This window comes from Microbulbifer regidiadema (SeqCode) (assembly GCF_052467605.1).
The window spans coordinates 3,695,210-3,716,917 of sequence record NZ_CP174316.1 but is presented as its reverse complement, the minus strand read 5'-3'; the positions used below and the strand labels follow the sequence as shown (position 1 = coordinate 3,716,917).

The following is a 21,708-nucleotide window of genomic DNA, read 5'->3' as shown; positions in this document are numbered from 1 at the left end:
GCGCTCGCGCAAAGTCGATCGCCCTGTATATAAAGAGGGCCTATAAACGGTTAGCCACTGCCCGCCACCAATGGCTCCTTATCATGCACGACCTCCGACAGCACTTTAACTTCCTGCCCAGGCTGCAAGCGCTCGGCACCGCGCACTATCACCCGGTCGCCCCCGCTGAGGTCGCCGCTCACCGACACCCATTCACCGTCGCCGCTGCCGATACGCACCGATAATCGCTCCGCCTTATCCCCCTCGCCCACTCGATACACAAAGGTATCGCCATTTCTTAAAACCAGGGCGTCTCTCGGCACAGACAGTGTAGACTCGGCCTGGGCAATGGGCACTGAGACCTGCACCGGCATACCGACAATCCAGTTCCACTGCTCCGACGTACCCTGCGACAGGGCCACCATCACTTTGACCCGGCGGGAGCGATCGCTGGCCACGGGTACCAATTGACGAACCCGGCCGCTAGTTAATTGATCAGCGCGCGGGGAGACAGAATCACTGCGCAGGGCAACTGTGTCGCCGGTGCGAATCAGCGCCAGAGCACTCAGGGGAATATCCGCTTCCACTTCCATCTGCGACCTATCCAGCGCGCGCAGCAATTCTGAGCCGGTGCGCACATATTCTCCCGCCTGCAACTCCCGGCTCACCACCAGCGTGTCGAAGGGCGCATCAATCGCTGTTTTAGACAACTCGTAGGCGCGCCGGTCGCGCTCAATCTGCGCCGCAAGCAGGTCCTGGGCCATTGCCTCCCGCTCCGCCTGCTGCTCTTCCAGTGCCGCCCGCGAGGTGCTGTTGGTTTCCGCCAATTTGCGCAGGCGATTTAATTGAGCATCCATATAGGTCAGCCGTGCGCGCAGCTGCGCGATACGGCTGTCGCTACTGCGCAGCTGCAAGCGCCAGTGAGTACTATCCAGTTGAGCCAGGCGCTCACCTTTTTTAATCAAGCTGCCCGGTTCGGCGACAAATTCCAGCACACCGTCCAGTTCCGAGGAAATCAGGATATCCCGCCGGCTCACCACTTCTCCGGCAGACCACTGACTCGGGGCGATCTCCCGAACCTGCGCGCGCTCTACCAACACCGCAATAGGATCACCCTGCGCCCAAACCCCGTGGGCGCTCAGGGATAAAACAAGACCTGCGAGTAATTTCTTCACTGGGAACTCCTCGGGGCAAACCTTGCCCGCACAGCCGCAAAATTCGATAGTGGCAGGCTGCCAGTTTGCAGTAATGCCGGCAATAAAATCAGGGTAAACAGCGTACTCACCGCCATGCCGCCGACAATCACTGCGGCCAGCCCCCGGTAGATAACACTGCCCTCACCGGGGGCAACTAACAGTGGCAGCATGCCGAACACACTGGTCAGGGTGCTCATAAAAATAGGGCGCAGACGCAGGCGCAGAGCCTGCGCCACGGCATCGACCCGAGGGCTTCCGGCCATCTCTGCCGCGCGCGTCTGGTGTACCAGCAAAATAGCGTTATTCACCACTAGGCCGAGCAGTATCACAAAGCCAATCATGGTGAGCAGATCCAGGGGCTGGAAATCGATCAGATTTAAAATTTGCAGTGCCAACACGCCCCCTACTGTCGCCAGAGGCACGGTGAGCAGTACCAGGCCCGCATCCCGCAGGGAGCGAAACAGTGCGCTCATCAACAAGAATAAAATTAACAGGGCCAGGACAAAATTCTGCGATAGGGATTCCAAAGCCTTATCCAGGTCACTGGCATTGCCCCCCACCAAAATATTTTGATCCTCCGGCAGCACCTCGCGAATTTTCGGCAGTACCTCCGCCTCCAACTGCACACGCACCTCCTCCAGTGACACATCGTCCGGCGGTACAACATTCAGCGTGATGGTGCGCCGCCCATCGACCCGCAGCAAACTGCCCGGCCCCACAGCGCGCTCCACACTGGCCAGCTGGTTGAGCGGCACCACTTCCCCACGGGGCGTGACCAGCGGCGTATTCTGCAATTGTTCCGGGGTGCTCCAGGGCTGCGCCTTAAAGATAATATCCAGGCGTTTTTCACCGTCAAAATATTCGCCGACATAGAGGCCGTTGCCGAGCGTGCGAACCAGCCCCCCCATATCCTGGCGGTTCCAGCCCTGCTCCAGCATGGCGCGATCATTGGGGCGCACCGTCAATTCGGGCTCCAACAGAGATAAGCCCGGATTGGTCTGCACCGGTGTTCCCGGCATCACCTCTTCAATAACCTCCACCCCCAGAGCGGCCGCGCGCATCAGGGCTTCGGCATCGCGGGATTGCAGGTGTAGGGCTATATTGCGATCACCGCCAAACTGGCCGAACAGATTGCCCCGCGCGGCAAACCCCTGGAAATCCGGGATATCCACCAGGATCTCCTCGCGCAGGATTCTCTCCATCTCCTTGGCCTGGTCCATATCCTTAACCCGCACGCCCATAGTGCCGCCACTGGGCCAGGTGATCACGTAATAGTTTTTCAGGGCCGGTTCACGCTCCCCCTGCATATAGGGTGCCATGCGCTTATCCAGCTCGGCGACGATTTCTGTCTCCAGGGTTTTGGTATTCGTGGATGCGGGAAAATTCATCCACACATCCACCGCATCCCTTTTTACCGGCGGCAAATAATCCAGGTTGGGCAAAAATAGATAGGTCGCAGCCAGCGGCATTAATAACAGCCCAGCAATAACCTGCCAGCGCCGAGCCGGGGTACTGGTCAGTGCCATCACCCGCGCGGTAATTTTTTCCCACAGCGGAGAGAGGCGGTCCTCATTGGAGATAGACGGCAGCCACAGGCGCGCGGCCAGGGGAACCACGGCCACCGCTACCAGCAAGGAAAATACCACCGCCACCGCAATCGTCAGAGCCAGATCACCAAAGACCTGCCCTTCGACGCTGTTGAGAAAGAATACCGGCAGGAATATCGCAACTGTCGTTGCAGTACTGGCCAACAGTGCGCCCCAGACCTGGCCCGCCCCCTGCTCCGCCGCCTCTTTTGCCCCCCGGCCTTTTTCCCGCAGGCGCACGATATTTTCCAGCACCACAATCGCGGCATCGAGCACCATGCCAGTGGCAAAGGCGAGCCCCGCCAGGGAGATCACATTCACACTGCGGCCTGCGGCGGACAGCACCACAAACGTCGAAAGTAATGAAATGGGAATCGCGGCGGCGACAATTAAGGTGGCGCGCATACGCCGCATAAACCACCAGAGCACCCCGACAGCCAATACGATACCTAAAATCATATTGCCACCGAGCAGGTTTAGCGCCCGATATACAAACACCGAGGCATCAAACGACTGCACCAACACCAGCTGCTCAGTTTTCAGTTTGCCCTCATTCAACTCGGCAACTTTTTGTTTAACCAGCTCCAAAGTGGCGAGCATATTGGCATTGTTGGTGCGGTTAATACGAATGGAGACGGCGGGATTGCCGTTTTGTGTGGTGATACCGCGCGACTCTGACGGCCCCACCTTAACTTCGGCAATATCCCCCAGGCGCACCGGCTGCCCATTGCGCCACTCCAGCACCAGTTCAGACAGGTCTTTCGGTTTATACTCGCCGACAAAACGCAGGGTATAGCGGCGCCGTCCCACATCGGTAAATCCGCCAGAGACATCCCGTGCCGACGCCAGCTGACGGCTCACCGCAGGCAACTCTACCCCCAGCTCCGCCGCTTTCCAGGGATCAAAAACAACCTGTAGCTCTTCCCGTGCCGCGCTTCCCGCCTGGGCCTGAACGCTGGCAACACCGGGCACAGATTCCAGCGCCGGGCGCAGAACATCTTCAATCAGGCCGGCGTAATCATCCAGGTGACGGTGGTTTTCCGGTAATTTTTGCAGAAAAAAGTAGGTCAGTGCGGTGGCATCTCCTCCCCAGCCACCGAGGATTACGCGCGGGGGTTCTGCATCCCGGGGCAGCGGCGGCAGGCTGCTCATACGACTGATCACATCAATCAACACCTTGTCCATATCGGTGCCCATGGCAAATTCCAAATTTGCCCAGGCGCCGCCGCGACCGGCGTTGACTTGCATCATCTCCAGGCCGGTGAGGCCCTGCAATACAGATTCGATCGGCTCGACAATTTCCGCTTCCACCTCTTTCGGTGCTGCCGCTCGCCAGCCCGCCTGGATAGCGATACGCGGGTTGTCGATATCGGGAAAAAGTTGCACGGGTAGTTGGCTGGCGAGAAAGGCCCCGAGCAGGACGGCCATCACCACAGCGACTCCCGCAGCGGCGGGATTTTTTAACGCGGCGCGTGTCAATGCCATAACTTCAGCCCCAATTTTTTATTGGCACTAAAGGTTATCGAAATATAAATTCCACACAAGTTAATTGCGACTAGTTGCCAGATATATTCGACCAAGCCATGTCAGAGCAATTTACCCCTAACTAGAAAATAGAAATCAACAAATGGGCACTTATATCTAATGGAGGCAACAAAAGGGAAAATTTATCCACTTTGCCGCTTCGCTTAGGCAATGTGAAAAATAAAGACGAGGACTTATATATTTGGAAATTAAGAGGCTCAGGGCGCATGCACAAAGTAAACCGCCCTGAACTAAGCAAACTTTTATAAGTGGTTAACCACTACCCATCGGCAATAACTCTTTATCGCGCACCACTTCCGATAACACTTTAACTTCCTGCCCGGGCTGCAAGCGCTCAGCACCGCGCACTACCACCCGATCGCCCCCACGGAGGTCACTAATTACCGACACCCATTCACCATCACCACTGCCGATGCGCACCGATAGCCGCTCGGCCTTATTCTCCTCCCCCACTCGATACACAAAGGTATCGCCATTTCGTAATACGAGGGCGTCCCTTGGCACTGCGGTTGCCTCGCTGGCCGCTGAAATGGGAACTGACACCTGTACCGGCATACCCACAATCCAATCCCTATGCCCGCTAGGGCCCTGTGGCAACTCCACCATCAGCTTTACACGGCGGGAGTTATCGCTAGCCACTGGCACAAACTGCCGTACTCGACCAGTAAAGACAACCTCACGGACACCGCCATCCTCCAAAGCAGACGCAACGTCACTGCGCAGGGCAATCATATCCCCTACCTGGATCAATGGCAGTGCCCTTATGGGAATATCCGCCTCTACTTCAAGTTGTGATATATCCAACGCGCGCAAGAGTTCTGATCCTGTACGCACATACTCCCCCGCCTGCAATTCGCGGCTCACCACCAAAGCATCAAATGGTGCGTCAATGGTCGTTTTAGAAAGTTCGTAAGCACGCCTATCACGCTCAATTTCAGCGGCCAACAAATCCTGAGCCATCGCTTCCCTTTCCGCCTGCTGCTCCTCTAAGGCCGCACGCGAAGTGCTATTGCTCTCAGCTAGCGCGCTCAGTCGCTTCAACTGGGCATCCATATAAGTAAGGCGGGCACGCAAATGTGCAATACGGCTCTCACTATTGCGTAATTGCAGTCGCCAGTGGGTGGTATCCAATTTGGAAAGCGGCTCTCCTTTTCTGACGAAACTACCCGGCTCTGCAACGAACTCCAATAAGCCATCCAGCTCTGAAGATACTCGAATATCCCGGCGACTCACTACCTTACCCGCCGACCACTGACTCGGCGCTATCTCGCGGATTTCCGCCCTATCAACCAAAACTGCAACAGCATTATTTTGCGCTAACACCGGTACCGCACCAGCCAAGGACAAGGCAATACACGCTATTCGTCTTTTCATTGGGAACTCCTCACAGCCAGCCTTTGGCGCAAGCGGGTAAATTGGGGAAGGGGCAAACGTCCTGTTTGCAATAGTGCAGGTAATAAAATCAATGTAAATAAGGTACTGACAGCCATACCGCCAACAATCACCGCAGCCAAACCACGATAGATTACACTGCCCTCACCAGGAGCAATCAGCAGAGGTAACATACCGAACACGCTAGTTAAGGTGCTCATAAAAATTGGGCGCAAGCGCAGACGCAAAGCTTGCTCCACAGCCTCAACCCGTACGGAACCAGCAGCTTCCGCCACCCGGGTTTGATAAACAAGCAGAATCGCATTATTTACCACTAGCCCCAGTAAAATCACAAAACCAATCATGGTGAGTAAGTCGAGCGGCTGGAAGCTGATAAGATTCAGTAGCTGAAGAGCCAACACCCCTCCGACTGTTGCCAATGGCACGGTGAGGAGCACCAGGCCCGCATCGCGTAGAGAGCGGAATAAAGCGCTCATTAGTAAAAATAAAATCAGCAACGCCAGGATAAAATTCTGGGAAAGAGAGATCAGCGCTTTATCCAAGTCGCTCACATTCCCCCCCAGCAAAATATTGCCATCTTCCGGCAGGGCTTTTTGGATTTCCGGCAATACTTCTGCCTCCAGCTGTGCACGTACCTCCTCTAAAGAGACGTCATCTGGCGGCACAATACTAAGGGTGATGGTACGGCGCCCATCGACTCTGCGGAGGCTACCGGGCCCAACTGTAGGCTCTACATCGACGAGTTGACTGAGAGATACCACATTGCCCCGGGGGGTTACCAGCGGAGTATTCTGTAGTTGTTCCGGTACACTCCAGGGCTCGGCTTTAAAAATCACATCCAAGCGCTTTTCGCCATCAAAATATTCACCCACGTAAAGACCGTTACCCAAGGTACGGATCAAGCCCCCCATATCCTGGCGGTTCCAGCCCTGCTCAAGCAGAGCACGATCATTTGGTCTAACGGTTAGCTCGGGCTCGGAAAGAGACAGACCGGGATTAGTTCGCACTGGCGTGCCGGGCAGCGTGGATTTAATCACATCGACACCATGAGATGCTGCCGCGATGAGTGCATCAGCATCGCGGGACTGGAGGTGCAACTCAATACTCCGGCCACCTCCGAAGCGGCTGAATAAGTTACCGCGTGCAGCAAAAGCCCGAAGATCGGGGATATCCACCAAAATCTCTTCGCGCAAGATGCGTTCCATCTCCTTGGCCCTATCCATATCCTTTACCCGCACCCCCATATTGCCCCCCCCCGGCCAGGTAATAATGTAATAATTTTTCAGGGCGGGCTCCTTTTTACCGCTAATATAGGGCGCCATACGGCGATCCAACTCATTAACGATCTCCGTCTCCAACGTTTTTTTATTTAGGGCGGAGGGGTAATACATATATACATCTACCGCATCGCGTTTTACCGGAGGAAGGTAGTCGAGATTCGGCAGGAAAAAATAAGTTACGGCAACGGGCACCAGAAGCAATCCTGCAATGACCTGCCAGCGCCTGATCGGAGTGCGTGTCAACCTCATAACGCAGCCCGTTATAGAATCCCAGGCGCCCTTGAGCCGATCCTCAGTGGATATCGAGGGAAGCCAGAGCTTGGTAGCCAGTGGCACTATCGCAACTGCCACTAATAGAGAAAACACGACTGCAACAGCAATGGTTAGCGCGAGATCACCAAAAATCTGGCCTTCGACACTTTGGAGAAAAAATACCGGTAAGAAGATTGCCACCGTTGTCGCCGTACTCGCCAATAGCGCCCCCCAAACCTGGCTCGCTCCGCACTCGGATGCATCGTTCGCATTGATCCCTTTCTCTCTGAGACGAATGATATTTTCCAAAACCACAATAGCAGCATCCAGCACCATTCCTGTGGCGAAAGCGAGTCCTGCCAATGAAATAACATTGAGACTGCGCCCAGCTGCTGATAAGACAATAAACGTGGCCAGAAGGGAAACCGGTATTGCCGCAGCGACAATCAAAGTGGCGCGCATACGTCGCATAAACCACCAGAGTACGCCCACGGCTAGAACGATACCTAGAATCATATTGCCCCCGAGCAGATTCAAGGCTCGGTAGACAAATATTGAAGCATCAAAGGACTGCACCAATATCAGCTTTTCATCCTTCAGTCTGGTCTGATTAAGCTCTGCAACCTTCTGCTTAACTCGATCGAGCGTCGCGAGCATATTGGCATCATTGGTACGATCAATGCGCAGCGATACTGCCGGGTTACCATTCTGAGTGGCGACACCGCGAGCCTCTGACGGTCCAACCTTTACCTCTGCAATATCCCCAAGGCGGACCGGCTGGCCATCACGCCATTCAAGAATTAATCCCGACAACTCCTCGGGCTTATACTCTCCAGTAAAACGCAGGGTGTAACGCCTGCGCCCCACATCGGTAAAGCCACCCGAGACGTCGCGTGCTGAGGCGAGCTGGCGCCCCACAGTGGGCAACTGAATACCGAGTTCAGCCGCTTTCCAGGGGTCGAAAATAACCTGTAACTCTTCCCGGGCTGCACGCCCAGACAGAGCCCGAACACCCGCGACCCCCGGTATCGATTCAAGCTCCGGACGCAACACGTCTTCAATAAGGCCCGCATAGTCATCCAGGTGAGAGGCGTTTCCCGGAAGCTTTTGTAAAAAGAAGTAAGTCAGGGACGGGGTATTGCCATTCGGACCCCCGACAATCACCCGAGGAGGCTGTGCATCTCTTGGCAGCGGGGGCAAACTGCTCATACGGCTGATGACATCGATCAGTACTTTATCGATGTCGGTACCCATAGCGAACTCCAGATTCACCCAGGCACCGCCACGGACCGCATTCACATGCATCATTTCAAGGCCGCTAAGCCCTTGTAGAACCGACTCAATAGGTTCTACGATTTCTGACTCCACCTCCTTGGGTGCAGCTGCTCGCCAATCAGCTTCAATGGCTATACGGGGAGTTGTGATATCCGGAAAAAGTTGCACGGGCAGGCGGCTGGCAAGGAATGCACCGAGCAATACAACCATAACTACAGCTACACCCGTAGCTGCAGGATTTTTTAGAGCGGCGCGAGTGAGTGCCATTCCCTGGACCCTTCTTTTTGTAATTGGGGCAGAACACTAAAGGAAAAAAAAATTTAGACAAGGCCCACAGGCATAATTGCCTGGAAATTTAGGTCGGACCAATAACCCATATTCTGGTGGCTACTGGCCCGTATAGATTATTAGAGGAAGTGCTGTACTTTATTCTTGTAACTGCGGCTCATTTTCAAACATTCACCGCTGTCTAATACCAAGTGATATTCACCATTAATATGTGCGCGTATTTCCCGTACTCGACTTAAATTGACGATGGTCGAGCGGTGAATGCGCTGGAACAATTTCGGGTCCAACTGCTGCTCCAGCTCTTTCATCGTAATGCGCATCACATGGGTCTCACCACGGGCGTGCACACACATATAATCACCGGCCGCATCGATCCAATCGATCTCACTGGAGGGCACCAGGGTGATTTTACCCGCATCCTTCACCGCAATTTTGTCGGGGTAGGCGCTGCCGGCAAATTGTCCATTGACCAGTTTCTGCTCCAGCGCCTCGGGGGATTCCTTGGTCAGGTCGGCCACGGCCTCGAGCAATTGCTCCCGTTGCTGGGCGATATCGGCGTTGGCCCTCTGTTCTCTAACCCGGGTCAAAGCCAATGCCAGCCGCTCTTCCTCAATGGGTTTTAATACATAGTCCACCGCATTAATTTCAAATGCCTCTACCGCATACTGATCATACGCGGTGACGAATACCACATGGGGCAGAGAGTCCACAGGGATTAATTGCACCAGCTGTAAACCGTTCACAGCGGGCATCTGGATATCCACAAACGCCACATCGGGCTTCAGCTCGAGTATTTTTTCCAACGCATCGCGACCGTTGCCACTCTCTGCAACCACCTCGATATCGGCCACCTGTTCCAGGCGCAGGCGCAGGCCGCGTCGAGCCAGGGGCTCATCATCGATAACGATCGCTCTCAGGGTTTCTATTCCACTCATCTTTTATTCCTGCTCATAGGGAATACGAATATTGACCGACAAGCCCCCCTCCGGGCGGTTGCGGAAGCGCACTCTCTGGTCATCACCGTACAGGGCCTTGAGGCGCTCACAAGTATTGCGTATGCCCACCCCGTAACCCCGACCAATCAGACGCAATTCCTCCTCCGACATACCGGGGCCATTGTCGCTGACTTCCAGTAGCAGTTCGCCGGCGAAGACCCGCGACTTGATGCCAATTTCTCCACCCAACTCCAACTGTGAAATGCCGTATTTGATCGCGTTTTCAACCAGAGGCTGCAACAGCAAGCTGGGCACCAGGGCCTGGGGAGATTCGCCCTGCAAATCCAGGTTCACTCCCAGGCGATCGGCGAAACGCACCTTTTCGATATCCAGGTACAACATCAGCGCCTCGACTTCTTTCGCCAGGGTCACCTTCTGCATCGGGTCATTATCCAGCGAGTGGCGCAGGAACTGGGACAGGCGGGTCACCATATTGTTGGCCGTGCGCCCATCATTATCGAGAATCAGAGTGGAGATGGCGTTGAGGGTGTTAAATAGGAAGTGCGGGTTTAACTGGTAGCGCAGCATTTTTAGCTGGGCCTGATGCGCCATGGATTTGGCCCTTAAGGCCTTTTCCTGCTGGGCCTGGGAGGCGCGGTAATATCTGATACCGTAGTAGAGCGCCGCCCAGGTCATCAGAATCAGGAACGAGTAGGTAAACCAGTAGATAGCCAGAAGCAGCGGGTGTTCATCACCGTCATGGCCGTAGAGCCACAGGGAGCCGATAAACTTAATCGCCGCCCAAATCAACGCGGCCACCACCACCAGCAGCAGCGACCCCAACAGGCGCACAGCCGGGGGCTTGCTCCACAGCAGGTGAAAACCGAAGCGCATCCCCGCACTGAGAACAACCCCGGCGGTAGTGGCAACAATGATATAACCCGAGTGTATCCAGTGGTCATTCACCCAGAAAAAACTGCCGACAAAGGTCAACAGGGTGTAGCCGCCCCAGCCACAGATCTGTAGGGCCCAGTATTGTGAGCGATGACTGGCCAGCTTTTGTGAGAGCCACAGCAGTGTTTTACTTCCCATAATCTCCCGCTTATTGGGTAAAAATCTATACGCCGATTTGACAGCAATCGGCAGCTTCATACTAAATGGCACCGAAAGCCGGCGAAACACCAACCGGCGCAATAAAGAGACAAACTGCCGCATGACGTACTGGTTATTTAAGTCTGAACCCGACGAATACAGCCTTTCAGACCTCGCCGCCGAACCCCGAGGTTGCGGGCGCTGGGATGGTATCCGCAACTACCAGGCGCGCAACTTTTTACGCGACAAGGTGGCGGTGGGAGACGGTGTGCTGTTTTACCACAGCGCCTGTAAGGTTCCGGCTGTTGTGGGAAGCGCTGAGGTGGTGCGCGCGGCCTACCCCGACCCGGCTCAGTTCGATCCGGCGAGCAGATACTTTGATTCCAAGGCCAGTGAGGACAAGCCGCGCTGGTACTGCGTGGATATTCGCTGGCAGAGTAAATTCCAGCGGCCCGTGCCCCTCGCCGAAATCAAGGCTATCCCCGAGCTGGCAGAGATGGTTCTGGTCAAACAGGGGCGCCTGTCTATTCAGCCGGTCACCGATAGCGAGTGGCAGCTACTTCAGCACTTGGGAAGCTCCACGCCGCGCTAGACAACGCCCTTAGTCTGGGCGATATACAGGCTCAGCAGCGATAACAGGGTCAACAGTGCGGCTAGGCCGAGCAGCAGCACCCAGGGGCGGAATGGCTTGCGCTCCACACTGTTGACGCCAGACTGCAGGTATCGATCGACCTTGGCCTGATCTTCATCGGAGAGTTTTTTTGGGGAGGGATCTAACATGGGCACTTTCGCTGGTTATTTTTGTGCCCTGAGTGTAGGAGAAAGCCCGCGTCAGCTCCACAAAAAAGCCCCGCGCTGCGGGGCTTTTTAACACCTTGATACGGCGCGCTTAGAACAGTTCTTCCTCAAGCGCCATCAGGGTTGCGCTGCCCGCATTGACGCTGCCCGCCAGTGCCTGGGTGCGCGGCAACAGGCGCGCAAAATAGAAGCGCGCTGTTTTTACCTGCCCTTTATAGAAGCTATCCGCGTCAACTTTCGGCAGTGCCGCCGCGACAATCTGCGCCCACATAAACGCGTAAGCGACATAGCCGAACAGGTGCAGGTACTCCACAGAAGCCGCGCCCGGGGCGTAGGGATCGTCCTTGGTAGCGGCTATCATCTTCTCGGTGGCCTCGCGCAGGCGCTGTAGCTCAGTGCCGAGCGGCTGGACAAACTCCGCCATGGCCTCTTTGTCGATCTGCGCATCGATAAAGCTCTGCACATCGGCAGCGAACAGCTCAAACAGAGCGCCGCCGCTGGCCACGGTCTTGCGCCCCACCAGATCCAGTGCCTGGATACCGTTGGTGCCCTCGTAGATCTGGGTAATACGCACATCGCGCACCAGCTGCTCCTGGCCCCACTCGCGAATATAGCCGTGGCCGCCGAAGACCTGCTGTCCGAGGATGGTGCAGTCCAGGCCCATATCGGTGGTAAAGGCCTTGGCCACCGGCGTCAGCAACGCCACCATATTCTCCGCGTTCTTTTTCTCTTCACCCTCACCAAATTTGGAAATATCCAACCATTTGGCAACATAAGTGGACAGGGCGCGGCCGCCGTTGATCAGGGCCTTTTGAGTGAGCAGCATACGGCGCACGTCGGGGTGCACAATAATCGGGTCTGCGGCCTTCTCCGGCTGCTTGGCCCCCGCAGGAGAGCGGCTCTGAATGCGGTCGCGGGCGTATTCAACGGCGTTCTGGTAAGAGCGGTCGGAGGCGCCGAGGCCCTGAATGCCCACACCCAGACGCTCGTAGTTCATCATGGTGAACATGGCGGCGAGTCCCTTGTTCTCCTCGCCGACCAGCCAGCCCTGGGCACCGTCGAAGTTCATCGCACAGGTTGCCGAAGCCTTGATTCCCATCTTGTGTTCAATGGAGCCACAATTCACATTGTTGTGCTCACCCACACTGCCGTCTTCATTCACCTTGTATTTGGGCACCAGGAACAGGGAGATACCTCTGGGTCCCTTGGGCGCATCCGGCAGTTTTGCCAGAACCAGGTGGATAATATTTTCCGACAGGTCCTGGTCGCCGCCGGTAATAAAGATCTTGCTGCCGCTGAGGCTAAAGCTGCCATCGCCACGGGGCTCGGCCTTGGTGCGGATAATACCCAGGTCCGTACCGGCGTGGGGCTCGGTAAGACCCATGGCGCCGGCCCAGGTGCCCTCGTACATCTTGGGCAGATACTTTTCTTTCAGCTCGGCACTGGCGTGGGCGTCGATTGCCAGGCAGGCGCCGTTGGTCAGAACCGGGTAGAGGGCAAAGGAGATATTCGAGGCATTGATCATCTCCTCCACCTGCGCACCCAGCATCTTCGGCATTCCCATGCCGCCGTACTCCGGGTTGCCCAGCAGTCCACCCCAGCCGCCTTCGCAGAAAGTGGCGTAGGCCTCTTTGAAGCCTTTCGGCGTGGTCACTACGCCGTCATTCCACTGGCAGCCCTCTTCATCGCCCGAGCGATTGATCGGGTCCAGGGTATTGGCCGCCAGCTTGGCCATCTCTTCGAGAATCGCATCTGCGGTCTCACGGTCTACGGCTCCGGCCAACCCAGGCAGTTCCGCCCAAAGTTTTTCCGCAGCAAATACCTCGTGCAGTAGGAAGTTCATCTCCCTTAGTGGCGCCTTATAGTCGGCCATGCTCCCGGTCCTCATTCAAGTGTTTCAAACGCTCGTTTGAATCTAGGGCCGAAGCGTCCCAATGTCAACCATCTCGGGCCCTGACGGGCCCGGCTCGCGGTGCGATCAGTGAGATAACAGCGGGGTAATATCCAGGTGCTGGGCGCCGTTAGAATAGTCGGCGGCGCTGTCGAACGGGAGGGTGCCGAGCAGGGGCGCGGGCAGTAGCGACTTCAGGGTTTGCAGGTTTTCGTCGGCGCGAGCCATACCATCGCGGGCAAAATTTGCCACCCAGCCCGCCAGTGGCAAGCCGTCGCGGCGAATCGCCTCTGCGGTGAGCAGCGCGTGATTAATACAGCCGAGTTGCATACCCACCACCAATATCACCGGCAGGTTCAGCTCCCGGGGCAGCTGTGACAGAAAGCACCTCGGACCCAGTGGTGTGCGCCAGCCGCCGGCACCTTCGATCAAGACCAGATCGGCCCCTGCGGACATCACCCCCCGACAGACGCCGGCCATGCGCGCGACGTTCAATGACTTGCCCGCCTCTGCGGCGGCGATATGTGGGGCAATCGCGGGCTCCAGGGCAAAGGGATTCACCTGCTGATAGGGCAGCGGCAAGGTCATCGCGCGCTGGAGCAACAGGGCATCTTCATTGCGCAGCCCCTCCTCGGTGAGTTCACATCCCGATGCCACCGGTTTCACCGCCGCCGTTTGCAAGCCCGCCTCTGCCGCCGCCGCTAGCAGCGCGGCACTCACGTATGTCTTGCCCACCTCGGTGTCAGTACCGGCGATAAAGTAAGTTTTTGCCAAGGCCTCAGCTCCTCCTCCAAAGAAAGTTAACTTTTTTCATAACGCGACTTTTCACACCACACAAACGGTGATAAATTAACCGGGTAGCACAAATTTTGAACAACTCAAGCCGTGCATCGCTAAGAGAGTACGGCATTGCGCTCACACAATAACTCCCCCGTTACAGGGGAGAGACAGCAGGGATGCGGCGTCATTGCGACATAAACGACAACTATCTGAACTGCTTAAAGACCATGCGATACCTGACCCTTGCCCTGCTCCTGCTGGTGCCAATCTTTGCCTCAGCAACTGTTGCTCCCGTTGACCACGTGGTGGTGTACAAATCGAAAAAACTTATGCAGCTGATACGGGATGGCCGTGTCGTAAAGAGCTATACCGTCTCCTTTGGCGATAACCCCAAAGGGCACAAGGTCCGCCAGGGTGACGAGCGCACTCCCGAGGGCCGCTACACGCTGGACTGGAAGAACCCCAACAGCCGCTTTTACCGCTCTATCCACGTGTCCTATCCAAATAAACAGGACCGCGCGCGGGCGGCCAAAATGGGGGTCAGCCCGGGCGGGGATATTATGATCCACGGTATCAAACCCCAGTGGTCAAATATGGAGAGGCATCTGCGCCGCACCAACTGGACCGACGGCTGTATCGCCGTGGCCTCCAATCGCGAAATGGACGAAATCTGGGCCCTGGTGAAAACCCCCATCCCAATCGATATCTACCCCTGATCTCTTCAATCTTGCACCCGGCTCCCTGCGTTGCGATAGGCGCAGGTCAGCCGGCTTTTTTTGCCCCGCTAGCAGCGAGATTCATATAGATCACTTCATAGGTGACCGGCAAACCCCGCTCCTCCCGCCGATCCTCATAAGCTGTGGACAAGCGCTGTAGCTTGCGCCGGCCAGTCATACCTTTATCCGCCGCCCGGTTGATATTGTGCGCACCGACGCCCTTAAGCTCCCGCATCAACTGGCGCAGGCTGTCGAAGTGCAGCAAACGCAGTTCATCCCTAACCGCCCCGGCCAAGCCACTGTGCAGCGCGGCTTCACGCCACTGCGCGGCGGGCAGAAACTGATTGACGTGTACTCCCCCATCCACTTGAGCCCAACTCTGCTTCAGTTCCAGCAGGGTTTTAGGGCCCAGAGTGGCCAGCAGACAGCGTCCTTCCGGGGCCAGCACCCGTTGCAGCTGCGCAAACAACTGCGGTAGGCGGTAGCACCATTGCAGCGCCATACTGGAAAACACCAAATCGATGCTACCCGCCGCCAGGGGGAGTTGTTCGGCATCGGCGGCAATATAGCCGTCGGCTTCGGGTCTGCGCGCCCGGGCAAATTTCAGCATTCCCTCCGCCAAATCCAGGGCAATAATTTGCGCCTGAGGGAAGCGCTGGCGCAACAGCTCGCTACCGAAACCGGTGCCGCTGCCCAGATCGAGGATTGTGCAGGGCATCCAGTGCTCACCGGCCTCGGCCAGCAGTTGCCGGCACACTGCGCGCTGCAAGTGAGCGCAGTCATCGTAGCTTTGTGCGGCCCGGCTAAAGGAGCGGGCTACCGCCAACTTATCAAATGGCTGTGCCTGGGCACTCTCAATACGCCCTATCAATTCGAGTAAATACTCAGCGGTACTCTCGGCCCTCGAACAGTGGGGCAAATGGCCCGCTCCCGGGATCAGCGCAACCTTGCTCCCAGACGCCTCAATGGCCCGAGCGGCTTCAATGGGTACCAGGGCATCCCCGTCACCGAATAGGTGTAGCGCCGGCACGGACAGATTTGCCAGGTGTTGGCGGTTATCCAGCTCTGCCAGGCAGCGCAAAGCATCCCGCCAGGCGCCGCTATTGATCTGTGGCTTTCGCGACTTTAGGGTCTTGAGCAGTGTGCGCATGGCGCTGTCGCCGCGAGTCTGTAGCGAGCAAAAACGCTGCCAGGTACTCTCCGGGGCCGCTGTAAAAGCGTGGGAAAAATCGGCAAAAGTGGCCTCGGCCATACCCGGCCAGCCATCCCCCTCAACAAAGCGGGCATTGGCGGCGATTGTCACTAGCCCCAGTATCTTGTCCTGCTCCGCCGCAGCAGCCAGGCGAACCGCCAACATACCGCCGAGGGAGTGCCCGACCAGAACGCAGTTGGCGGGGAGTTGCCGGTAAAGTTTCTGTAGCAAGGTTTCCAGCGGGGGCCAATCTTCGCCCCCCTGCGCGGCAAACCCGGGCAGTTCGATACAGTGGAGGCGCACCTCTGTGCGACCCGCCAGAATTTCCAGCAGCGGCTGCCAGAGATGCGCATCCCCGCCCCATCCGTGCAGGAAAACCAGGTGCTCAATCTTCGTCACTGATCCAGCACCCCCACTTCCTGCAAAATGGCCTGTAGCGCACCAAGTAACTCGTCAATATCCTCAGCCCGGTGAGCCGCGCTCAGGGTAATGCGCAAACGCGCGCTGCCCTGTGGCACTGTGGGCGGGCGGATTGCACCGACGAGGAAGCCGCGCTCCTGCAATTTTCTGGCAACCCCCATCACAATATTTTCACAGCCCAATACCAGTGGCTGTATTGCACTGGCCGACGGCTGTAGAGGCAGACCGAGTCGCACGGCACCCCGGCGAAAATAGGCGATATTCACCCGCAGCCGCCCCTGCAACTGGGGCTCATCGCGGATCAGTTCGATTGCCGCCAAGGCGCCGGCAGCCACCGCCGGCGCCATTCCGGTGGTGTAGATATAGGGCCGCGCAAACTGGGTCAGAAAATCTATCAGTGCCCGGGAGCCCGCGATAAAAGCACCGGCATTGCCCGCCGCCTTGCCCAGGGTGCCCATCACAATCGGGGCTTGGTCCTGGGATAGCCCCGCCAGGGCACAACTGCCCGCCAGAGGGTGTGCCTCGCTACCCATCACGCCGAAGCCGTGGGCCTCATCAACCATCAGCCAGGCGCTGTACTCTGTGCACAAGCGGGCAATTTCAGCCAGAGGCGCCAAATCCCCATCCATACTGTAAACGCCATCCACCGCTACTAAAGTAGCGCCACCCCGGGTGGCGGCGCGCTGCAATTGGCGTTCAAGACTCGTGAGATCGTTGTGGGCAAAGCGCAGGCTATTGGCGCCGCTCAGGCGTGCGCCATCAATTAGTGAAGCGTGGTTGAGCCGGTCCGACACAATATTGTCGGCCCGCCCCAACAGGGCACAGATAGTGCCGATATTCGCCATATAGCCACTGGAGAATACCAGCGCTGCCTCTCGCCCGGTCACGTCGGCAATGCACTGCTGCAAGCGGCGGTGGATATCCAGGTGGCCATTGACCAGGTGGGAGGCCGTGGCGCCAGCGCCACACTCCGCGCCGGCCCGCTGTGCGGCGATCACTTCCGCGCGGCTGGCGAGGCCCAGGTAGTCATTGCTACTAAATACCAGTAACTCGCGCCCATCGACCCGGGCGCGCGGACCGGGTGCGCGATCGAGGGTTTTGACCTCCCGGTAGAGGTTCTGCTGGCGGCGCTCGGCGAGGCGCTGCTTCAGGGCTGCATCCAGGGTCATTTGGCCGCGTCGTAGAAGAAGGCGTCGTTTTGATGTTCGCTGATCTGCGCGTTTAATTCCGCTTCCACCTCAGCCTCATCGGCGTACTGCTGGTACTCCTCCGGCTTGATTCCCAGGCGGTTGAACAGCTGCATATCTTTGTTGGATTCCGGGTTGGCGGTCGTCAGCAGTTTTTCCCCGTAGAAAATAGAGTTGGCACCGGCGAGAAAAGCCATCGCCTGCATCTCATCACTCATCTGTTCGCGACCAGCGGACAGGCGCACATGGGATTTCGGCATCATGATACGGGCCACGGCAATGCAGCGAATAAATTCGAAGGGGTCCAGATCCTTTTGCTCTTCCAGCGGGGTGCCGGCGACTTTAACCAGCATATTGATCGGCACTGACTCCGGGTGCTCCGGCAGATTAGCCAGCTGCATCAGCAGGCCGGCGCGATCCTTATCGCCCTCACCCATTCCCACAATGCCGCCGGCACAGACTTTCATCCCCGCCGCGCGCACGCGGCCCAAAGTCTCCAGGCGATCCTGATAGGTGCGAGTGGTAATAATCTCACCGTAGTATTCGGGCGAGGTGTCCAGGTTGTGGTTGTAGTAATCGAGGCCCGCATCCGCCAGCTCTTGGGCCTGGTCGTCATTCAGCATGCCCAGAGTCATACAGGTCTCCATCCCCAGCGCTTTTACCTCGCGCACCATCTGGGTCACATAGGGCATATCTTTTTTCTTCGGCGAGCGCCAGGCGGCCCCCATGCAGAAGCGGGTGGCGCCGCCAGCCTTGGCCGCCCGGGCCTCCTGCAAGACCTTTTCAACTTTCATCAGCTTTTCCCGCTCCAGGCCGGTGTCATAGCGGGCGCTCTGGGGGCAATAGGCACAGTCCTCTGGACAGGCGCCGGTCTTAATGGAGCAGAGGGTGCTGACCTGCACCCGATTGGCATCAAAGTAAGTTCTGTGCACTTGCTGCGCGGTAAACATCAAGTCGCTAAACGGCAGGGCGAAGAGGTCCAGGACCTGCTGGCGGGTCCAGTCGTGGCGGATCTCTGCGGCGGGCATTTGCTGGGCAGCTGTCACAGGGCGTACTCTCTCTATGGCTTATTAAAATCGGATACTCTCGGCCTGATAACAGGCTGCGGTGGCGTTAGGCTGCGGCCCAATCCACCTGACTGGCCAGTTTAGCCGCGACCCAAGCGCTGTCAACTCGGATGACAAGACATGGTTTACAAGTTTTTCCGGCAAAAACTGGCCCCGAGTTTGGCCCGCTGCCTACTGTGTGGCGGGACCTCGGGAGAGAGCGGCATCTGCTCCGCCTGCACCGCAGAGCTACCGCTGCTCGGCAATGGCTGCCGCCACTGCGCCCTGCCCGTAGCGGCGGCAAGAAATAGCATCTGTGCGAGCTGCTTACAGAGGCCTCCCGCCTGCACAAAAATCACAGCTGCCTGGCAGTATGCCTACCCCATCAACCATTTAATTCAGCGCTTTAAATACCACCGGGACCTGGCCGCCGGGCACAGCCTGATCCAGCTGGCCGCCCGCCAACTGGGGCCTCCCCGGGAGGCGCCGGATCTCCTCACCCCGGTTCCCCTGCACTGGCGCCGCTACTGGCAGCGCGGCTACAACCAGGCCCAACTTATCGCCAGCGGGCTGGGAGAGGACTGGCGCCTGCCGGTAGCGCTGCGCCTACTGCGCAAAACCACATCGACCCAAACCCAGTCCCAACTCAACCGCAACCAGCGACAAAAAAACCTGTCGGAAAGTTTCGCCGTACACGGGCAGATTCAGGGTGCTCATATCGGCTTGGTAGACGATGTTGTCACCACAGGCGCGACCCTGGAGGCCATCACTGAGCGACTGCTCGACGCCGGGGCTAAAAAGGTTAGTGCATTCGTTTTGGCCAGAACACCATGACTGTTCGGCGCGACTACAAATAGAACAGCGGTCACACTAGCGTCACAATAAGCTGCCTTGCCGTCCTGGCACCTCAATCCCTCACCAGCCAGCACTGCTAAGGTTCTAAATAGCGACTAAATTGCCCGCATATCTGATGTCGCGGGCCAGGAATTCAGCGATGAGTGAATACAAATTGCCACGGGGCATCGTCATCAGTGGCACAGGTCTGTGGACCCCACCGGAATCTATTAGCAATGAAGAGTTGGTAGAGGCCTACAACGCCCATGCCGAGCAGTACAATCTTGAGCACGCGCAAGAGATCGAAGCCGGTGAACGCTCTGCAAAACCCTTCTCCTCAGCAGAATTTATCGAGAAGGCCTCCGGTATCAAGAGCCGCTATGTAGTCACCCGCGATGGTATTCTCGACCCGCAGCGGATGCGCCCCTTTCTTCCCGAGCGCGCCGATGACGAGCTGTGCCTGCAAGCCGAGATGGGCCTGAAAGCCGCTAAACTGGCCCTGGCAAAAGCCGGCAAACAGGCTTCCGATATCGACATGGTAATTGTCGGCGCCTCCTATATGCAGCGCGCCTATCCGGCTATCGCGATCGAAATTCAGGGAGCGCTGGGCATCGACGGGTTTGCCTTTGATATGGAGGTGGCCTGCTCCTCCGCCACCTTCTCACTCCAGCGCGCCGTGGATGCGATCTGCTCGGGTTCCGCCAAAACCGTACTGGTGATCAACGCCGAGCTGGCCTCCCCGCAAGTGGACTTCACCGACCGCGACAGCCACTTTATCTTTGGTGACGTGGCCGTAGCCAGCGTGATCGAGCGCCGTGAGACCTGTACTGTCGACAGCGCCTGGGAGATTCTCAGCACCAAAGCAAAAACTGTTTACTCCAACAATATTCGCTCCAACTTTGGTTACGCCGCCCGCGCCGCCGATGTGGACCCCTTCGGTCCCGGCAAGTTATTCCGCCAGAATGGCCGCAAGGTGTTTAAAGAGGTCTGCCCTATGGCGGCGGCACATATTGAGGCCCACTTGCAGGAGACCGACACCGCCCCCGGCAGTGTGCGCCGCTACTGGCTGCACCAAGCCAATATCAATATGAACAACCTGATTGCCAAGAAACTGATGGGTGACGACGCCAGTATCGAGCGCGCGCCTATCGTGCTGGACCGCTATGCCAACACCGCGAGCGCCGGCTCGGTTATCGCCTTTAACTTACACAGCGATGACTTGCAGGTGGGCGACCGGGGCATTATCTGCTCCTTTGGCGCCGGCTACTCTATCGGCAGCCTGGTGGTGGAAAAAGTCGCGATCTGAGCGGTTGCACCCGCCTAAAAAAACCGGGCCATGCCCGGTTTTTTTTTAAGGGGTATCGAGCTCTTTGAGCAGATTCTCGGCCCAGTTGATCCAGGTCTTTTCCGCCTCAATCCCCAGCAGCAGGGTCTGGTGTGCCAGCCAGTAGCGCTCCTGCAACGCCACCTCACTTTTTAGCACCCGCTCATTTTGCTCCTGGTAGTTTTCCAGGGAGCTGCGATGCTCGCGCAGCTGTGCCTCCAGGGCAGCGCGCATTTCACACCGGCTCAGGTTGTGACCGGCAAACATCCGCACCAGAAAGGGCTCGCGGATTTTCTGCGGTGCGCTGGGCTGTATAACCCAGTCTCGCAGCTCGGCGCGCCCCAGGTCGGTGAGGCTGTAGACTTTTTTGTCCGGCTTACCCGCCTGCGGCTGCTCCTCGCAGTCCAGCAGCCCCTCCTCGTGCAGCTTGTGCAGCTCGCGATACATCTGCTGGTGACTGGCACTCCAGAAATGCGACACACTGCGCTCAAAGCGCCGCTTAAGGTCGTAACCGCTGCCGGGCTCAATATCCAGCAAAGTGAGAACGGCAAAGCGCAGGGACATGAAAACTCCAACTCATCTTATGCAAAGAGTTGCATACTAACCGCAGCCAAGTGCTGGTGGCCAGCGCCCCCATTTTTGTATCGAGATAATTAAATTAACAAACAATCAAATAGTAGGACAAACGTATCGACGGAAA

17 protein-coding genes are annotated in these 21,708 nt (G+C 57.3%); 4 read left to right on the top strand and 13 right to left on the bottom strand.

The annotated features are described in order from the left end of the window. Window positions 1-50: 50 nt before the first annotated feature. The 6 genes from ACJJIF_RS16790 to ACJJIF_RS16765 form a co-directional block, all read right to left on the bottom strand. On the bottom strand, window positions 51-1,154 hold the full coding sequence (locus ACJJIF_RS16790) for an efflux RND transporter periplasmic adaptor subunit (RefSeq protein ID WP_444929472.1): 1,104 nt from the start codon (window positions 1,152-1,154) through the stop codon (window positions 51-53). After that, entirely contained in the window at window positions 1,151-4,246 is a 3,096-nt protein-coding gene (locus ACJJIF_RS16785; protein ID WP_444929471.1) for an efflux RND transporter permease subunit, read from the bottom strand. Before ACJJIF_RS16785 ends, ACJJIF_RS16790 begins: the two co-directional genes overlap by 4 nt. Before the next feature lie 312 nt (window positions 4,247-4,558). Continuing rightward, a complete protein-coding gene (locus tag ACJJIF_RS16780; protein WP_444929470.1) occupies window positions 4,559-5,680 on the bottom strand; it encodes an efflux RND transporter periplasmic adaptor subunit in 1,122 nt (373 codons plus the stop codon). Next, window positions 5,677-8,772 (bottom strand): efflux RND transporter permease subunit, encoded by a 3,096-nt coding sequence (locus ACJJIF_RS16775; protein WP_444929469.1) that lies wholly within the window; start codon window positions 8,770-8,772, stop codon window positions 5,677-5,679. The genes ACJJIF_RS16780 and ACJJIF_RS16775 overlap by 4 nt, the downstream gene beginning before the upstream one ends. A 140-nt stretch (window positions 8,773-8,912) precedes the next feature. After that, entirely contained in the window at window positions 8,913-9,728 is an 816-nt protein-coding gene (locus ACJJIF_RS16770) for a LytR/AlgR family response regulator transcription factor (protein WP_444929468.1), read from the bottom strand. Window positions 9,729-9,731: 3 nt separating this feature from the next. Beyond that, complete coding sequence (locus tag ACJJIF_RS16765; protein WP_444929467.1) at window positions 9,732-10,820, bottom strand: sensor histidine kinase; 1,089 nt, start codon at window positions 10,818-10,820, stop codon at window positions 9,732-9,734. 121 nt (window positions 10,821-10,941) lie between these two features. On the opposite strand from ACJJIF_RS16765, the gene ACJJIF_RS16760 reads away from it, so the two are divergent. Beyond that, window positions 10,942-11,412: an EVE domain-containing protein gene (locus tag ACJJIF_RS16760; RefSeq protein ID WP_444929466.1), complete on the top strand. Its 471-nt coding sequence runs from the start codon at window positions 10,942-10,944 to the stop codon at window positions 11,410-11,412. On the opposite strand, the gene ACJJIF_RS16755 is transcribed toward ACJJIF_RS16760, so the two are convergent. The 3 genes from ACJJIF_RS16755 to bioD all read right to left on the bottom strand — a co-directional run bounded on the left by ACJJIF_RS16755 (window position 11,409) and on the right by bioD (window position 14,283). Then, window positions 11,409-11,600: a DUF3094 family protein gene (locus tag ACJJIF_RS16755; protein WP_444929465.1), complete on the bottom strand. Its 192-nt coding sequence runs from the start codon at window positions 11,598-11,600 to the stop codon at window positions 11,409-11,411. The two genes, ACJJIF_RS16760 and ACJJIF_RS16755, sit on opposite strands and share 4 nt — an antisense overlap. Before the next feature lie 109 nt (window positions 11,601-11,709). After that, complete coding sequence (locus ACJJIF_RS16750; protein WP_444929464.1) at window positions 11,710-13,491, bottom strand: acyl-CoA dehydrogenase C-terminal domain-containing protein; 1,782 nt, start codon at window positions 13,489-13,491, stop codon at window positions 11,710-11,712. Window positions 13,492-13,596: 105 nt separating this feature from the next. Further along, window positions 13,597-14,283, bottom strand: a complete 687-nt coding sequence (bioD, locus tag ACJJIF_RS16745; RefSeq protein WP_444929463.1) for a dethiobiotin synthase — start codon at window positions 14,281-14,283, stop codon at window positions 13,597-13,599. Window positions 14,284-14,465: 182 nt separating this feature from the next. Here bioD and ACJJIF_RS16740 point away from each other — a divergent pair, with 182 nt between their 5' ends. Then, entirely contained in the window at window positions 14,466-15,005 is a 540-nt protein-coding gene (locus tag ACJJIF_RS16740) for a L,D-transpeptidase family protein (RefSeq protein ID WP_444929462.1), read from the top strand. Window positions 15,006-15,051: 46 nt separating this feature from the next. Here the strand turns inward: ACJJIF_RS16740 and bioC are convergent, their stop codons facing one another. From bioC to bioB, 3 genes are read right to left on the bottom strand one after another with little or no spacing between them, the layout of a single operon-like run. Beyond that, complete coding sequence (bioC, locus tag ACJJIF_RS16735) at window positions 15,052-16,596, bottom strand: malonyl-ACP O-methyltransferase BioC (protein WP_444929461.1); 1,545 nt, start codon at window positions 16,594-16,596, stop codon at window positions 15,052-15,054. After that, window positions 16,593-17,786 (bottom strand): 8-amino-7-oxononanoate synthase, encoded by a 1,194-nt coding sequence (gene bioF / locus ACJJIF_RS16730; protein WP_444929460.1) that lies wholly within the window; start codon window positions 17,784-17,786, stop codon window positions 16,593-16,595. Before bioF ends, bioC begins: the two co-directional genes overlap by 4 nt. Further along, the gene (bioB, locus tag ACJJIF_RS16725; protein WP_444932372.1) at window positions 17,783-18,832 is read right to left on the bottom strand and encodes a biotin synthase BioB; all 1,050 of its coding nucleotides are present in this window, start codon (window positions 18,830-18,832) and stop codon (window positions 17,783-17,785) included. The genes bioF and bioB overlap by 4 nt, the downstream gene beginning before the upstream one ends. Window positions 18,833-18,991: 159 nt before the next feature. Here bioB and ACJJIF_RS16720 point away from each other — a divergent pair, with 159 nt between their 5' ends. After that, entirely contained in the window at window positions 18,992-19,684 is a 693-nt protein-coding gene (locus ACJJIF_RS16720) for a ComF family protein (RefSeq protein ID WP_444929459.1), read from the top strand. A gap of 160 nt (window positions 19,685-19,844) precedes the next feature. Further along, complete coding sequence (locus ACJJIF_RS16715) at window positions 19,845-20,990, top strand: beta-ketoacyl-ACP synthase III (protein ID WP_444929458.1); 1,146 nt, start codon at window positions 19,845-19,847, stop codon at window positions 20,988-20,990. 45 nt (window positions 20,991-21,035) lie between these two features. On the opposite strand, the gene ACJJIF_RS16710 is transcribed toward ACJJIF_RS16715, so the two are convergent. Beyond that, window positions 21,036-21,572 carry a PadR family transcriptional regulator gene (locus ACJJIF_RS16710; RefSeq protein WP_444929457.1) on the bottom strand — a complete coding sequence of 179 codons (537 nt, stop codon included), beginning with the start codon at window positions 21,570-21,572 and terminating at the stop codon, window positions 21,036-21,038. Between the last annotated feature and the right edge of the window lie 136 nt (window positions 21,573-21,708).

Excerpts from the sequence above, each read along its gene's own strand:
- ACJJIF_RS16785 (WP_444929471.1), bottom strand. The coding sequence starts at position 4,246 with ATGGCATTGACACGCGCCGCGTTAAAAAATCCCGCCGCTGCGGGAGTC.
- ACJJIF_RS16780 (WP_444929470.1), bottom strand. The coding sequence starts at position 5,680 with ATGAAAAGACGAATAGCGTGTATTGCCTTGTCCTTGGCTGGTGCGGTA.
- ACJJIF_RS16775 (WP_444929469.1), bottom strand. The coding sequence starts at position 8,772 with ATGGCACTCACTCGCGCCGCTCTAAAAAATCCTGCAGCTACGGGTGTA.
- ACJJIF_RS16770 (WP_444929468.1), bottom strand. The coding sequence starts at position 9,728 with ATGAGTGGAATAGAAACCCTGAGAGCGATCGTTATCGATGATGAGCCC.
- ACJJIF_RS16765 (WP_444929467.1), bottom strand. The coding sequence starts at position 10,820 with ATGGGAAGTAAAACACTGCTGTGGCTCTCACAAAAGCTGGCCAGTCAT.
- ACJJIF_RS16760 (WP_444929466.1), top strand. The coding sequence starts at position 10,942 with ATGACGTACTGGTTATTTAAGTCTGAACCCGACGAATACAGCCTTTCA.
- ACJJIF_RS16755 (WP_444929465.1), bottom strand. The coding sequence starts at position 11,600 with ATGTTAGATCCCTCCCCAAAAAAACTCTCCGATGAAGATCAGGCCAAG.
- ACJJIF_RS16750 (WP_444929464.1), bottom strand. The coding sequence starts at position 13,491 with ATGGCCGACTATAAGGCGCCACTAAGGGAGATGAACTTCCTACTGCAC.
- ACJJIF_RS16740 (WP_444929462.1), top strand. The coding sequence starts at position 14,466 with ATGCGGCGTCATTGCGACATAAACGACAACTATCTGAACTGCTTAAAG.
- bioF (WP_444929460.1), bottom strand. The coding sequence starts at position 17,786 with ATGACCCTGGATGCAGCCCTGAAGCAGCGCCTCGCCGAGCGCCGCCAG.
- bioB (WP_444932372.1), bottom strand. The coding sequence starts at position 18,832 with ATGCCCGCCGCAGAGATCCGCCACGACTGGACCCGCCAGCAGGTCCTG.
- ACJJIF_RS16720 (WP_444929459.1), top strand. The coding sequence starts at position 18,992 with ATGGTTTACAAGTTTTTCCGGCAAAAACTGGCCCCGAGTTTGGCCCGC.
- ACJJIF_RS16715 (WP_444929458.1), top strand. The coding sequence starts at position 19,845 with ATGAGTGAATACAAATTGCCACGGGGCATCGTCATCAGTGGCACAGGT.
- ACJJIF_RS16710 (WP_444929457.1), bottom strand. The coding sequence starts at position 21,572 with ATGTCCCTGCGCTTTGCCGTTCTCACTTTGCTGGATATTGAGCCCGGC.